Genomic DNA, 13363 nt, shown 5'->3' with positions numbered 1-13363 from the left:
GTGCCGTGATGGAGACGCGGCTGAAGGCGCCGGACCTGTCCCTGCTCGACAAGGTCTGGTCGATCAACTGGCTCCTGGTGGCGCTGCTGGGAGTGATCGGGGCGATCGGCTGCGCGGTGCTCTATTCGGCGGCCGGCGGCGCGGCCGATCCCTGGGCATCGCGCCATGCGCTGCGGCTGGCGGTGGGCCTGGGCGTGATGCTGGCGCTGGCGCTGGTCGACGTGCGGTTCTGGTTCAGGATCGCCTACTGGGCGTTCGGGATCGGCGTGGCGCTGCTGGTGGCGGTCGACCTGACCGGCTTTGCCGCCAAGGGCGCGCAGCGCTGGATCGACCTCGGGCCGGTCCAGCTGCAGCCCTCCGAAATCATGAAGATCGCCCTGATCCTGGGCCTGGCGCGCTGGTTCCATGCCGCGTGGCTGGAGGACGTTCGCCGGCCCTTGTTCCTGGTGGTGCCGCTCCTGATGGTGGCCGCGCCGGTGGGGCTGGTGCTGCTCCAGCCGGATCTGGGCACCGCCATCACCCTGGTCTCGGTGGGCGGCACCCTGTTCTTCGCCGCCGGGGTGCGCTGGTGGAAGTTCGCCCTGGTGATCGCGCTGGCGCTGGGGACCCTGCCGGTCGGCTGGGGGATGATGCACGACTACCAGCGCCAGCGGGTGATAACCTTCCTGAACCCGGAACAGGACCCGCTGGGCTCGGGCTACCACATCATCCAGTCCAAAATCGCCCTTGGTTCCGGCGGCTTTTGGGGCAAGGGCTACCTGCACGGCTCGCAGGCGCAGCTGAACTACCTGCCGGAGAAGCATACCGACTTCGCCTTCACCACCTTGGCCGAGGAGACCGGGTTCGTCGGCGCCACCTCGACGCTCGCCCTGTTCCTGGCGGTGGTGCTGCTGGGCATCCATGCGGCGACCCGGGCGCGCAGCCAGTTCGCCCGCCTGGTGATCGTCGGGCTCAGCATGAACTTCACGGTCTACGTGGTGATCAACACCGCGATGGTGATGGGGCTGATCCCGGTGGTGGGCATCCCGTTGCCGCTGGTGAGCTATGGCGGCACCGCCATGCTCACCGTGCTCCTGGGCTTCGGCATTCTCCTGTCCGCCGACGTCCACCGCGAGACCGTCATCCAGCGCTTCCCCCGGCACTGACCGCATCCGCCGCCAGCCGGGATTTTCTTCGGTCTGGCTGGTGATCATGCAATTCACCGGCAGATCCTGGTATTACTTTCAACTTTATTGACATCTTTCCGGAAAAATACCTATTCCTCGATCATTCCATGAAGCCTGGCCGTCCAGTTCCGGGGACGGCCGCGGCGGGCGGGAAAGAGGAACATCATGAAGCTGAAGCGCTCGTTCGCCGCCGCCCTCGTGCTGGCCGGCACCTTCCTGCTGGCCGCCGCTCCGTCGGTCGCTGCGGCCGAGCCGGCCACTTCCTGCGGCGGCTCCTACGGCATCAACAAGAAGTTCTGGCAGACCAGGTCGCCCAGCCTGGTCTCGGTGCTGGGGCACCTGCCGGCGGACAAGCGCAAGGTCTCGGGCAACATCCTGTCCCTGGACTATGGCCGCGACGCGAGCGGCAAGCTCATCCACCAGTACGAGTTCGATCGGCACTGGCGCCACATCTTCGGCACCAGCACCACGACGGGCTATGGCGAGAAGCTCCAGGGCGCCTGGGCGCCGGCGGCGAGCACCAGCTGGGGCGCTCCCGCCAAGATCAACCGGCGCAACCTCTCCGAATGCGTCGTCGACGGCACCGACCCCGCCATCTGCCTGGGCATCCCCAGCGGCGGCATCAACGTTTCCTCGCTTGGCCACCACAGCACTTGGTCGATCATCGATCCCGCCAGCCTGAAGGGCAGCGCCGGCAGCAAGGTGTGCATCACCTACGACGTGATGTTCTCCAGCAATTTCGACTTCAGGGCAATCGACGGCAAGCTGCCCGGCCTGACCGACGCCTTCAACGTGCCGGCCCCGCCGGACCATCTGTGCGCCGGCGCCACCCGCATCACCAACGACGGCTCGGTGTTCGCCACGCGGCTGGGCTTCACCGATGCCGGCGCGCCTTCCACGGTGGCCGCCCTCAAGCTCGGCAACAACTTCAAGAACGACATGTTCAGCTATGACTGCACCGCCGACGGGAACAGCACGAGCAACGAATACCTCACCCAGATGCATGCCTATGACCCGAGCGGCGACACCCAGCTGATCCAGCGCGGGGTCTGGTACCGGTTCGAGCACGAGCTGATCCTGAACCCAAAATTTGATTCCTCGCCCGGCACCCGCTCGGGCGCGGCCAGCCGGATCTGGCTGTACCGCGGCAGCGACAACCAGCTCCTGCGCACCTTCGGGCGGGAGGACAGCTTCACCTTCGACGCCAACCATGACGGGATCGCCGAGAGCTACCCGCTCATGCCGCGCAACAGCCGCAGCCAGCGCACGGCCGGCCTGTTCCTGTCGGTGCAGCAGGGTGGCAACCTGCGCGGCCCGGGTCCCTGGGAGCTGGACCACGTGATCGCCCTGCGCGACTTCCGGCTCTACCTGAACTGATCCGCCCGGCCGGTGCCGCGCCGGCCAAGTCGAAACATCATTCCCAAACCCTTCGCCATCACCTATCCAGGGCGCCGTCCAAGGGGAGTCCCGTCAAGGGGCTGAGAGGCCATCGGCACATCCGGTGCAGCATGGCGACCCTTCGAACCTGATCCAGTTCACACTGGCGAAGGGATGGGAACTGCATGGCGACCCTTTCCAGATCTCCCGTTCTCCCTGCCGTTGCGCCCGGCGAGCGCCCGCGCACCGGCCCGGCCGTCACCCTCGAGGTCGTCGATCTCCGCTATGACGGCCGCACCCTGCTGCGTGACCTGCGCCTGGAGCTGCCGGCCGGGCAATGGACCTGCCTGCTGGGCCCGTCCGGGGTCGGCAAGACCACGCTCCTGCGCCTGATCGCGGGGCTGGAGGAGGGCGGGCGGGTCCGGATCGACGGGCACGGGCGGGCGGGAAGCATCGCCCTGATGGCGCAGCAGGACCTGCTGCTGCCCTGGCTCAGCGTGCGCGACAACGTGCTGCTCGGCCACCGCCTCCGCGGGGCCTCCCGGGGCGAATTCGCCGAGCTTGCCGCGCGCGCCGATGCCCTGCTGGAGAGGGTTGGCCTGGCCGGGCGGGGACAGGCCGCTCCCGCCACCCTGTCTGGGGGCATGCGCCAGCGGGTGGCCCTGGCCCGCACCCTGATGGAGCAGCGCCCGGTGGTCCTGATGGACGAGCCGTTCTCGGCCCTGGACGCGATCACCCGCCACCGCCTGCAGGACCTGGCCGCCGAGCTGCTGGAGGGCCGCACCGTCCTGCTGGTCACCCACCAGCCCACCGAGGCCCTGCGCCTGTCCGACCGGATCTGGGTGCTGTCCGGCCGGCCGGCCAGGCTGCAGGGGCCGATCCTGCCCAAGGGGCCCGCCCCGCGCGATCCCTCCGATCCGGCCTTGGCAAGGCTGCAGGCCGAACTCCTGGCCGAACTGCTGGCGTCCGCCCGTGCCACGGAGGCGGCGTGAACGTCCTGCGCCCGCTGGTCACCGCCGGCGGCATCCTCGGCCTCTGGCAGCTGGGGGTCTGGGCCAGTGGGGTGCCGCCCTACATGCTGCCGGGCCCGGTGGCGGTCGCCACGGTCGCCTGGCAGCGCCGCGACCTGCTGGCCGTCCATGCCGGCACCACCCTCACCGAGATCGTGCTGGGCTTCGGCCTTGGCAGCCTGATCGGAATGCTGGCGGCCCTGCTCCTGGTGCTGTCCGCGCCAGCGCGGCGCTGGCTGATGCCGGTCCTGGTGATCAGCCAGGCCCTGCCGGTGTTCGCCCTGGCACCGTTGCTGGTGCTCTGGCTGGGCTATGGCCTGGTGTCCAAGGTCGCGATGGCGATCCTGATCATCTTCTTCCCGGTCACGCTCGCCTTCTTCGACGGGCTGCGCCGCACCGAGACCGGCTGGCTGGAATTGGCCCGGGTCATGGATGCCGGGTCCCTGGCGGTGCTCTGGCAGGTCCGGGTCCCGGCTTCCCTGCCGGCCCTGGCGTCCGGCCTGCGGGTCGCCGCCGCCGTGGCGCCGATCGGGGCGGTGGTCGGCGAATGGGTCGGCTCGTCCGGCGGGCTGGGCTTTTTGATGCTGCAGGCCAATGCCCGGATGCAGGTCGACGTGATGTTCGCCGCCCTGGTGGTCCTGGCGGCGATGGCGGTGGGGCTTTGGTGGCTGGTCGACCGGACCATGGCGCGCCTGGTCCGCTGGCAGCCCGACACCTACGAGAACAACCGATAAACTGGAGGCGCACGCCGTGCTTCGCATCTCGATCCTGGCGCTCACCCTGCTGATGGCGGCGCTGCCGGCCCGGGCCGCCGACAAGCTCACCGTGCTCTTGGACTGGTACGTCAATCCCGATCACGGGCCCCTGGTGGTCGCCAAGGAGAAGGGCTTCTTCGCCGCGGAGGATCTGGAGGTCGAGCTGATCGCTCCGTCCGACCCGAACGACCCTCCCAAGCTGGTCGCGGCCGGCCAGGCCGACATTGCGGTCAGCTACCAGCCGCAGCTGCACCTGCAGGTCGCCGCCGGGCTGCCGCTGGTCCGGATCGGTACCCTGGTCGACACGCCGCTCAACACCCTGCTGGTGCTGGAGGACAGCCCGGTCCAGAGCATCGCCGACCTGAAGGGCCGCAAGGTCGGCTTCTCGGTGGCGGGCGTCGAGGACGCGCTGCTCGGCGCCATGCTGGCCAAGCACGGCCTCGGCCTGGACGATGTCGAGCTGGTCAACGTCAACTTCTCGCTGTCGCCGTCCCTGATCAGCGGCCAGGTGGACGCGGTGATCGGCGCCTATCGCAACGTCGAGATGCCGCAGATGGCGCTGCTGGGCCATCCGGGCCGGGGCTTCTATCCCGAGGAGGAAGGGGTGCCCGCCTATGACGAGCTGATCTACGTGGCCCACGCGGACGGGCAGGCGCGCCCGGAGCTGTCGCGCTTCCTGCACGCGGTCGAGGCCGCCACCCACTGGATCCTGAACCACCCCGAGGAAGCCTGGGACGTCTTCCGCTCGACCGACCCGGCCCTGGACGACGAGGCGAACCAGAAGGCCTGGCAGGCGACCCTGACCCGCTTCGCCCACAGCCCGGCCGCCCTGGACCATGGCCGCTACCGCGACTTCGCCGCCTTCTTGAAGGAGCGCGGCCTGCTGGACGAGGTGCCGGCGCTGGACGGCTACGCCGTCGACCCGAACGCCGACCAGTAGCGCCGCCCGGCCTTGTCGGCTCCCCCGCCAAGGCGGGGGAGCCGATCGTGGAAGGTCAGTGGGCTGCGCCCTGCTCGATCGAATCGACCATGTCCTGGTCGAACCGGTAGGTGCGGCTGCAGAACTGGCAGGTGGCGGCGATCGAGCCGTCTTCCTGGCGCATCTCCTCGACCTCGTCGGCGGTGAAGCCGCGCAGGATCGAGGCGAACCGCTCGGCGCTGCACCGGCAGCCGTGGGAGAGCGGGATCACCGGATAGACCCGGACCGATTCCTCGTGGAACAGCCGGTGCAGGACGGTGTCGACGTCCAGCTCCGGCCCGACCAGCTCGTCCTCGGTGACGGTGCCGAGCAGCACCATCGCCCGGCGCCAGCCATCCTCGTCGGCATTGCCGATCGGGGCGTTGCCGCCTTCCTCGGGCAGGGCCTGCACGACGATGCCGCCGCCCCGCCAGGCGCCCGCCGCGTCCCGGCGCAGCGCGAAGCGCATGCCGGTGCGGATCTGCTGAGAGCGCTGGAAATAGGTCAGCATGCAGTCGGTGAGGGTGGCACCCTCCAGCTCGACGATGCCCTGCTGGGTCTCGCCGCCGACCGCGGATTGGTCCAGCGTCACCGCCAGCAGGCCCTCGCCGCACAGTTCGCCGATCTCGCCGGCCTGCGGCGGCACGTTCGTCCCGAACGCGACATAGCCGCGCACGATCCCGGCATTGGTGCAGTCGGCGACCATCAGGGTGACCGGACCCTTGCCGCGCACCTGCAGGCTGAAGCTGCCCTCGAATTTCAGCTCGCCCGCCAGCGCCGAGGCCAGCAGGACCAGCTCGCCCAGGGCCCGGGCCACGCTGTCCGGGTAGGCGTGCCGCTCCAGGATTTCGTCCAGCGCCGGGCCCAGACGCACGAACCGGCCACGAAGGCCGGTCCGGTCGAGCTGGAAGGGGCGGCTGGTATCGATCGGCACCCGTTCGGTGCTGCTCACGCGCGCATTCCCTCTACGCACCAAGCGAGGATCGCCTTTTGCGCATGCAGGCGGTTCTCGGCCTCGTCGAAGACGACCGAGCGCGGTCCGTCGATCACCTCCGCGGTGACCTCCTCGCCGCGATGCGCCGGCAGGCAGTGCAGGAAGATCGCCCCTTGGTTGGCTGCATCCATCAGACGGTCGTCGACCCGGTAGGGCTCCAGCGCCCGGTGCCGCTCATCGGCATCGGCCTGGCCCATCGACACCCAGGTGTCGGCGACGACGGCGTCTGCATCCTTCACGGCCTCATATGGGTCGCGCAGGATCCGAATGCGACCCTGGTGCTGCTGCGCCCAGTGCACCACCTCCGCCGCCGGCTGCAGGCCCTCGGGACAGGCGATGTCCAGGCTGAAGTCGAAGCGCACCGCCGCATGGATGAACGAGTGCACCACGTTGTTGCCGTCGCCGGTCCAGGCGACCTTGCGTCCCTGGATCGGGCCCTTGTGCTCCTCGAAGGTCAGCACGTCGGCCATGATCTGGCAGGGATGGCTGTGGTCGGTCAGGCCGTTGATGACCGGCACCGTCGCATGATGCGCCAGCTCCAGGAGCTTCTCGTGGCTGTCGGTGCGGATCATGATCGCGTCGACATAGCGGGAAAGCACCTTGGCGGTGTCGGCGACGGTTTCGCCGCGGCCGAGCTGCATCTCCTTGGACGACAGGATCACCGGGTGCCCGCCCAGCTGGCGCACCGCCACCTCGAACGACACCCGGGTGCGGGTCGAGGGCTTCTCGAAGATCATGGCGAGCGAGCGCCCGGCCATTGGCAGGCTCAGGTCGTCGCCGCGCTTCATCATGGCGGCGCGGTCCAGGATGGCGCGCAGGACGCCGGCATCGACCGAGGACAGGTCCAGGAAATGCCGGGCGGTCATGGCACGAACCCGGCGCAGATCGTGTCCAGCATCGCCAGGGCCTGGTCGATCTCGTCGAAGCTGATGGTGAGCGGCGGCAGCAGCCGGACCACGTTCTCCGCGGCCGGCACCGTGAGCAGGCCGTGCTCGCGGCCCTTGGCGGCGAACTCGGCGTTGACCGGCTTCACCTTGAGCCCGCGGATCAGCCCGCGCCCGCGGACCTCCTCGATCACCTCCGGATGGCGTGCCGCCAGGGCTTCCAGGCCGGCGGCCAGCCGGTCGCCCTTGGCCACCACCTCGTCGAAGAATCCCGGCGCCAGCATCACGTCGAGCACGGCGTTGGCGACGGCGCTGGCCAAAGGATTGCCGCCGAAGGTGGAGCCGTGGGTGCTGGCGGTCATGCCGCTGGCGGCGCGGCCGGTCATCAGGCAGGCGCCGACCGGGAAGCCGCCGCCCAGGCCCTTGGCCAGGCCCATCACGTCCGGCGCCGGGGCGCCCAGCGACTCGTAGCCGAACAGCTTGCCGGTCCGGCCGATGCCGCACTGGACCTCGTCGTAGATCAGCAGCAGGCCGTGCTCGTCGCACAAGGCGCGGATCGCCTGCAGGTAGCCTTCCGGGGCGGGGCGGATGCCGCCCTCGCCCTGGATCGGCTCCAGCATGATCGCCGCGGTGTGCGGGCCGACCGCCGCGTACAGGGCGTCCAGGTCACCGAACGGGACATGGTCGAAGCCGTCCAGGAGCGGCGCGAAGCCCTCGGTCAGCCTGGGCGCGCCGGCCGCCGAGATGGTCGCCATGGTGCGGCCGTGGAAGGCGCCCTCGAAGGTGACGATCCGGTTGCGCTCCGGGCGGCCGTTGGCGAAGTGGAAGCGCCGCGCGACCTTGATGCAGGCCTCGATCGCCTCGGCCCCGGAATTGGCCAGGAACACGGTCTCGGCGAACGAGGCGCCCACCAGCCGGTCGGCCAGCCGCTCCAGCTCGGGGATCTGGTAGATGTTGGACACGTGCCAGAGCCTGGCGGCCTGGTCCTGCAGGGTCTTCACCAGGTGGGGGTGGGAATGGCCCAGCCCGTTCACCGCGATGCCGCTGCCGAAGTCCAGGTATCGTCGGCCGTCGGTCGCCACCAGCCACACGCCCTCGCCGCGCTCGAAGGCGAGGTCGACGCGCTTGTAGACGGGAAGCAGGGAAGGAACGACGGCGTTCTGCATGCTCGTTTCGCTTGGAACGTGAGATCGATCTCACTTTGGGGAAAGCGGGTTCAATGGGGGCAGGGCGGGATCGTGTCAACGACGGCCCGGTGCGCGGCCGCTGCTCAGGCCCGGCCGGGCGTGGGCCGGGGCGCCCGCAGGGCCTTGCGCACCGCCGGCGCCACCACCGTGCCGTACAGCTCGATGGCGCGCATCACCCGGGCGTGCGGCAGGCTGCCCAGGCTGATCTGCAGGAGGAAGCGGTCGTGGCGGAACAGCGCGTGCTGGGCCAGGATCTTGTCGATCACCTGCTGCGGGCTGCCGATGAAGTCGGCGCCGCGCGGCGAGCGGTTCGCCTCGAACCGCGACCTTGTGTAGGCCGGCCAGCCGCGCTCGCTGCCGAGCCGGCCCATCACGTCGGCATAATAGGGATAGGCGGTGTCGGCGGCGTCCTGGGAATCGTCGGCCAGGAAGCCGTGCGAGTTGATGCCGACCGGCAGGCTGGCCGGGTCGTGGCCGGCGCTGCGGGCGGCCTCGCGGTAGAGCTCGACCAGGGGCGCCATCCGCACCGGCTCGCCGCCGATGATCGCCAGCGCCATGGGCAGGCCGAGCGTGCCGGCGCGCGCCGCCGAGGCGGGGTTGCCGCCCACCGCCAGCCAGACCGGCAGCGGGTCCTGCAGCGGGCGCGGATAGACCGGCTGGTCGTCGAGCCTGACCCGGTAGCGGCCGGACCAGGTAACCCGCGGGCGGTTGCGCAACTCCAGGAGCAGGCCGAGCTTCTCGGCGAACAGCGCGTCGTAGTCGTCCAGGTCGTAGCCGAACAGCGGGAAGGATTCGATGAAGGAGCCGCGCCCGGCCATGATCTCGGCGCGGCCCTCGGAGAGCAGGTCCAGGGTGGCGAACTGCTGGAAGACCCGCACCGGGTCCTCCGAGCTCAGCACGGTGACGGCGCTGCTCAGGCGGATCTGGCGGGTGCGGGTGGCAGCCGCGGCCAGCACGGTGGCCGGCGACGAGATCGCGTAGTCCGGCCGGTGGTGCTCCCCTAGGCCGAACAGGTCGAGGCCGACCTGGTCGGCCAGCTCGATCTCCTCGATCAGGTCGCGCAGCCGCTCGGCCGGCGGCGGCAGGGCGCCGGTCGCCGGATCCGGCGTGGTCTCCCCGAAGCTGTAGATCCCAAGCTGCATGACGGCACCTCGATCGATGGGCGCCGGCGGTCCGTGGTCCCGGCGGCCCGGTCAGGCCTTCAGCCGCCAGCCGCGGGCGAAGGCGCGGTAGGCCACCGCCCACAGCACCACGACCGTGACGGTCAGGATCAGGGCTCCCACCCAGGGCCAGCCGTCGGCATGGCCGGTCAGGGCATAGCGGACACCGTCGATCATGTAGAAGAACGGGTTGGCCAGCGCCAGGAGGTGGAAGGGCTCGGGCAGGTCGTGGATCGAGTAGAACGTGCCGGACAGGAACGAGAGCGGGGTGATCACGTAGTTGGTCACCGCCGCCATCTGGTCGAACTTCTCGGCCCACAGCCCGCCCAGCAGGCCCAGCAGCGAGAGCATGGTGGACGCCATCAGCACGGTGTGGACCAGCAGGAACGGGTGCGGCACCGAGAGCCCCACGAACGGGATCATCGCGGTCGCCACCACGATCCCCACCAGCACGCCGCGGGTCACGCCGCCCGCCACCACCCCGAACACCAGTTCGCCCGGGCTGAGCGGCGGCATGAGATAGTCGACGATGTTGCCCTGGACCTTGGCGATCAGGATGGCGCTGGAGGTGTTGGCGAACGCGTTCTGCACGATCGCCATCATGATCAGGCCGGGTGCCAGGAACTCCAGGTAGGGCAGGTCGCCGATCGTACGCCTGGCCCCGCCCAGCGCCATGGCGAAGATCGCCAGGAAGATCAGGGTGGTGACCAACGGCGCGATCAGGGTCTGGCCGAACACCTTCAGGAAGCGCCGCACCTCCTTCAGGTAAAGGGTGCGCAGGCCCACCAGGTTGAGGTCGAGCGGGGTGCCGAAGGTGCTGCCGTCCTTGGGCGCCACCTCAAGGAAGCGCCGGTCGATGCCGGTCGAGAGCCGCTTTGCCGTGTCCGTCGCCATGCCCATCCCGCCTTGCCGCCCCTGAACCGGACCAGGCGTTGCGCCCGTGCCGGCCGCCGGCCTTCTGCCACGGAATGCGGCCGGGCGCATCCTCGGCGCAGGTGCGCCAGCCCAGGCAAGACGAGCCGGCGTGGCCGAAGCAACACTCCGCAGATCAGATAATCGCAATACAGACAAGAATACCTCGGAAGCCTATTCCGAGAAGTTCGCCTTGTGGTTATGTAGACTTGGTCTGCGAAGGAGGCACTTCTTCCAATACGCACTGGTGTTGATGTTCAAACGTCCAGCTCGGGAAGATGAAAATGATCCGCACGACTTGCGTGTGCATGGCGCTGGTGCTGGCGGCCCCGGCCGCCTACGCCCAGACATCCTCCTCCGGCGATACCTCCCAGGGCACCATGTCGTCCGGCGGCGCCGCGACGGCAGAGATGCCCGGACGCTACCAGGTGTACTTCGACCTGGGCAGCACCGAACTCGATGCCGATGCGATGGCGACGATCGCGGCCGCCGCGGACGAGTTCAAGTCCACCGGCAGCGCCACCCTGACCGTGGCCGGCCATACCGACACGGTTGGTGGGCCCGCCGTCAACCAGCCGCTCTCGGAGCGTCGCGCCCAGGCGGTCTCGGTGGAACTTGTCCGTCTGGGCGTTCCGGCCAGCGCGATCACCCCGAAAAGCTACGGATCCAACGACCTCCTGGTGCCGACCGCGGACGGCGTGGCGATGCGCGAGAACCGGCGGGTCGAGATCTTCTTCGAGGTGCCGAGCCAGGCCGCAGAAGAGCCCGCCGCCGCCACCACCGCGGCCACCGAGACCGGCATGGTCGAGGAGGTCGCCCAGGCGGTCCGCCGCGGCCGGTTCGGCCTCGGCTTCTACTACGGCGCCAACCTGCTCGATGAAGGCGACGATTCGGGCAAGGACACCCATCACGTCACCCAACTGTTGGGCCTCAACCTCACGTTCGACTATCTGATGACGGACAGGCTGAACCTCTCCCTGGAGCAGGCCGGCTTCTACAATTTCGACACGGACGACGATGGCTTCGGTGGCCGGACGGTGGCCGGCGTCGACTTCGTGTTCCCCACCGGTGAAGGCGGTTTCGCCTCCTTCCTGCCGCATGTCGGGCTCAACATCGGCGGCATCTACGGTTCCGGCCTGGACGACGACTTCATCTGGGGTCCGGAGATCGGGCTGAACATCGGCCCGGTGGTCGCCAAGATCGCCTACGACATGCCGTTCGACCGCGACATGGACGAGGGCATCATCTCCACCACGATCGGCATCGGCATCCCCTTCTGAGCCAGCGCCCTGCCCGGCGCGCAGGACGCTGTCCCCCATGGCGTCCTGCAGGACGCTGCCCCCAATGGCGTCCCGATGCGCCGGCGGCGTGGCGCGCCAAGGTCGGTCAGGCGCCGCGGCGCCTGACCGGCCGCCGATGGGGCAGGGCCCGGCCCTTGCCCCGGCGATCCGCCGCCAGCACCGGACCCGTTCCGCCATGGCCGGGGCGGCGCCCAGCCCGGCCCGCTTCCGCTGCGGGCTCACCCGACCCGGCGCCGGTCCGCCGCGCGGTCCAGCGCCCAGGCGAGCTTGCGCAGGGCAAGGCGCTCCAGCGCGGAGGGATCCCGCGCTGCCGGCCCCTGGATCACCACCTCCGTCCCGCTGGCCGGATCGATCGCGGCGACCCGCAGCAGCATGCCGATCCGCCGGTGCTCGAGGATCGGCGGCTCGCCGGGCTGCCCGCCTGAATGTCCTTGTCGTTCCATGGGTCCTCCATGGCCTCAATCTAGCCCAGGGCGGTTAAGGAAGGATTGCCGGCGCTGAAGGCGCCCGGCGGATCATGTCGGCCCCGCTCCCGGCCCCGGCCCCGCTGCCGGCATCGCCCGGCCGACGGTGATTCATGATCGTATCGAGACACTTGAGGGCGGATCAGGCTTCGTGTACCGCGGATCGGGTACTGAGGGGTGTAGGCGCCAAACCAATGAGGCTCGGCCAGATCGCAGCGGCGTTCTCGTCGTGGCTGGCCCGGTCGGTGCATACCTGCGGTGGGGGCGTCGTCGCGGATGGAATATTTCCTCCAACAACTCGTGAATGGCGTCACGCTGGGCGCCGTCTACGGCCTGATCGCGATCGGCTACTCGATGGTCTACGGGATCATCGGCATGATCAATTTCGCCCATGGCGACATCTTCATGATCGGCGCCTTCCACGCGCTGATCGTGTTCCTGATCCTGGGCGCAGTCGGCATTTCGTGGCTGCCCCTGGCGCTGCTGATCGTGCTGATCGTGGGCATCCTGCTGACCTCGCTTTATGGCTGGTCGGTGGAGCGGATCGCGTATCGGCCGCTGCGATCATCGCCGCGGCTGGCGCCGCTGATCTCGGCGATCGGCGCCTCGATCTTCCTGCAGAACTACGTGCAGCTGGCCCAGGGCGCCCGGCCGAAGCCCCTGGAGCAGATGGTGTCGGGCGGCTTCGTGATCATGGAGAGCGCCGGCGGCTTCGCGGTGCGGATCAGCTACATCCAGGTGGTGATCGTGGTCCTGACCCTGGCGCTGATGGCGGTGTTCACCTGGCTGATCAAGGGCACCGCGCTCGGCCGTGCCCAGCGGGCCTGCGAGCAGGACCGCAAGATGGCGGCGCTGCTCGGCGTGGACGTCGACAAGACCATCTCGCTGACCTTCGTGATCGGCGCCTCGCTGGCCGCGGTGGCCGGGCTGATGTTCACGCTCTACTACGGCGTGATCGACTTCTTCATCGGCTTCATCGCCGGGATCAAGGCGTTCACCGCGGCGGTGCTGGGCGGGATCGGCTCGCTTCCGGGCGCCATGCTGGGCGGGCTCCTGATCGGGGTGATCGAGGCGTTCTGGTCCGGCTACTTCTCGGTGGAATACAAGGACGTGGCCTCGTTCGGGGTGCTGGTGCTGGTGCTGATCTTCCGCCCCACCGGCCTGCTCGGCCGGCCTGAAATCGAGAAGGTCTGAC

At 69.4% G+C, this 13363-nt stretch carries 13 protein-coding genes and 1 riboswitch; of the genes, 7 read left to right on the top strand and 6 right to left on the bottom strand.

What is annotated here, in order from left to right; all coding sequences use genetic code 11:
- Positions 1-8: 8 nt before the first annotated feature.
- From rodA to GEMRO_RS0103110, 5 genes are all read left to right on the top strand, one after another.
- The gene (gene rodA / locus GEMRO_RS0103130) at positions 9-1145 is read left to right on the top strand and encodes a rod shape-determining protein RodA (protein WP_035484653.1); all 1137 of its coding nucleotides are present in this window, start codon (positions 9-11) and stop codon (positions 1143-1145) included.
- Positions 1146-1331: 186 nt separating this feature from the next.
- A complete protein-coding gene (locus GEMRO_RS0103125) occupies positions 1332-2543 on the top strand; it encodes a hypothetical protein (RefSeq protein ID WP_027132856.1) in 1212 nt (403 codons plus the stop codon).
- A gap of 71 nt (positions 2544-2614) precedes the next feature.
- A riboswitch (TPP riboswitch) is annotated at positions 2615-2735 on the top strand.
- Complete coding sequence (locus GEMRO_RS27205) at positions 2729-3535, top strand: ABC transporter ATP-binding protein (protein WP_084506466.1); 807 nt, start codon at positions 2729-2731, stop codon at positions 3533-3535. (Overlaps the previous riboswitch by 7 nt.)
- Complete coding sequence (locus GEMRO_RS0103115) at positions 3532-4287, top strand: ABC transporter permease (protein WP_027132855.1); 756 nt, start codon at positions 3532-3534, stop codon at positions 4285-4287. The genes GEMRO_RS27205 and GEMRO_RS0103115 overlap by 4 nt, the downstream gene beginning before the upstream one ends.
- A gap of 52 nt (positions 4288-4339) precedes the next feature.
- Positions 4340-5248, top strand: a complete 909-nt coding sequence (locus tag GEMRO_RS0103110; RefSeq protein ID WP_051329537.1) for an ABC transporter substrate-binding protein — start codon at positions 4340-4342, stop codon at positions 5246-5248.
- A 55-nt stretch (positions 5249-5303) separates the two neighbouring features.
- On the opposite strand, the gene hslO is transcribed toward GEMRO_RS0103110, so the two are convergent.
- From hslO to GEMRO_RS0103085, 5 genes are all read right to left on the bottom strand, one after another.
- The gene (gene hslO, locus GEMRO_RS0103105; RefSeq protein ID WP_051328623.1) at positions 5304-6218 is read right to left on the bottom strand and encodes an Hsp33 family molecular chaperone HslO; all 915 of its coding nucleotides are present in this window, start codon (positions 6216-6218) and stop codon (positions 5304-5306) included.
- Complete coding sequence (gene argF / locus GEMRO_RS0103100; RefSeq protein WP_027132852.1) at positions 6215-7126, bottom strand: ornithine carbamoyltransferase; 912 nt, start codon at positions 7124-7126, stop codon at positions 6215-6217. Before argF ends, hslO begins: the two co-directional genes overlap by 4 nt.
- On the bottom strand, positions 7123-8310 hold the full coding sequence (locus GEMRO_RS0103095; protein WP_027132851.1) for an aspartate aminotransferase family protein: 1188 nt from the start codon (positions 8308-8310) through the stop codon (positions 7123-7125). Before GEMRO_RS0103095 ends, argF begins: the two co-directional genes overlap by 4 nt.
- Before the next feature lie 104 nt (positions 8311-8414).
- Entirely contained in the window at positions 8415-9473 is a 1059-nt protein-coding gene (locus GEMRO_RS0103090) for an LLM class flavin-dependent oxidoreductase (protein WP_027132850.1), read from the bottom strand.
- Positions 9474-9524: 51 nt separating this feature from the next.
- Entirely contained in the window at positions 9525-10385 is an 861-nt protein-coding gene (locus GEMRO_RS0103085) for an ABC transporter permease (RefSeq protein WP_084506464.1), read from the bottom strand.
- Between the two features lie 302 nt (positions 10386-10687).
- Between GEMRO_RS0103085 and GEMRO_RS32280 the strand changes: the two genes are divergently transcribed.
- Positions 10688-11683 (top strand): OmpA family protein, encoded by a 996-nt coding sequence (locus tag GEMRO_RS32280; RefSeq protein WP_240476582.1) that lies wholly within the window; start codon positions 10688-10690, stop codon positions 11681-11683.
- A 239-nt stretch (positions 11684-11922) separates the two neighbouring features.
- Here GEMRO_RS32280 and GEMRO_RS0103075 read toward each other — a convergent pair whose 3' ends face one another.
- Positions 11923-12147 (bottom strand): DUF6898 family protein, encoded by a 225-nt coding sequence (locus tag GEMRO_RS0103075; RefSeq protein WP_051328621.1) that lies wholly within the window; start codon positions 12145-12147, stop codon positions 11923-11925.
- 297 nt (positions 12148-12444) lie between these two features.
- Here GEMRO_RS0103075 and GEMRO_RS0103070 point away from each other — a divergent pair, with 297 nt between their 5' ends.
- Positions 12445-13362, top strand: coding sequence for an ABC transporter permease subunit (locus GEMRO_RS0103070; protein WP_027132847.1), 918 nt, complete (start codon positions 12445-12447; stop codon positions 13360-13362).
- Position 13363 lies beyond the last annotated feature (1 nt).

The sequence above is a fragment of the Geminicoccus roseus DSM 18922 genome (assembly GCF_000427665.1).
Lineage (GTDB): Bacteria > Pseudomonadota > Alphaproteobacteria > Geminicoccales > Geminicoccaceae > Geminicoccus > Geminicoccus roseus.
The sequence above is the reverse complement of the archived record's forward strand: the minus strand, read 5'-3'. Positions and strand labels throughout refer to the sequence as shown.

Bases quoted from the DNA above. Each gene is read 5' to 3' on its own strand.
- rodA (WP_035484653.1), top strand. From the start codon at position 9: ATGGAGACGCGGCTGAAGGCGCCGGACCTGTCCCTGCTCGACAAGGTC.
- GEMRO_RS0103125 (WP_027132856.1), top strand. From the start codon at position 1,332: ATGAAGCTGAAGCGCTCGTTCGCCGCCGCCCTCGTGCTGGCCGGCACC.
- GEMRO_RS27205 (WP_084506466.1), top strand. From the start codon at position 2,729: ATGGCGACCCTTTCCAGATCTCCCGTTCTCCCTGCCGTTGCGCCCGGC.
- GEMRO_RS0103110 (WP_051329537.1), top strand. From the start codon at position 4,340: ATGGCGGCGCTGCCGGCCCGGGCCGCCGACAAGCTCACCGTGCTCTTG.
- argF (WP_027132852.1), bottom strand. From the start codon at position 7,126: ATGACCGCCCGGCATTTCCTGGACCTGTCCTCGGTCGATGCCGGCGTC.
- GEMRO_RS0103095 (WP_027132851.1), bottom strand. From the start codon at position 8,310: ATGCAGAACGCCGTCGTTCCTTCCCTGCTTCCCGTCTACAAGCGCGTC.
- GEMRO_RS0103090 (WP_027132850.1), bottom strand. From the start codon at position 9,473: ATGCAGCTTGGGATCTACAGCTTCGGGGAGACCACGCCGGATCCGGCG.
- GEMRO_RS0103085 (WP_084506464.1), bottom strand. From the start codon at position 10,385: ATGGCGACGGACACGGCAAAGCGGCTCTCGACCGGCATCGACCGGCGC.
- GEMRO_RS32280 (WP_240476582.1), top strand. From the start codon at position 10,688: ATGATCCGCACGACTTGCGTGTGCATGGCGCTGGTGCTGGCGGCCCCG.
- GEMRO_RS0103075 (WP_051328621.1), bottom strand. From the start codon at position 12,147: ATGGAACGACAAGGACATTCAGGCGGGCAGCCCGGCGAGCCGCCGATC.
- GEMRO_RS0103070 (WP_027132847.1), top strand. From the start codon at position 12,445: ATGGAATATTTCCTCCAACAACTCGTGAATGGCGTCACGCTGGGCGCC.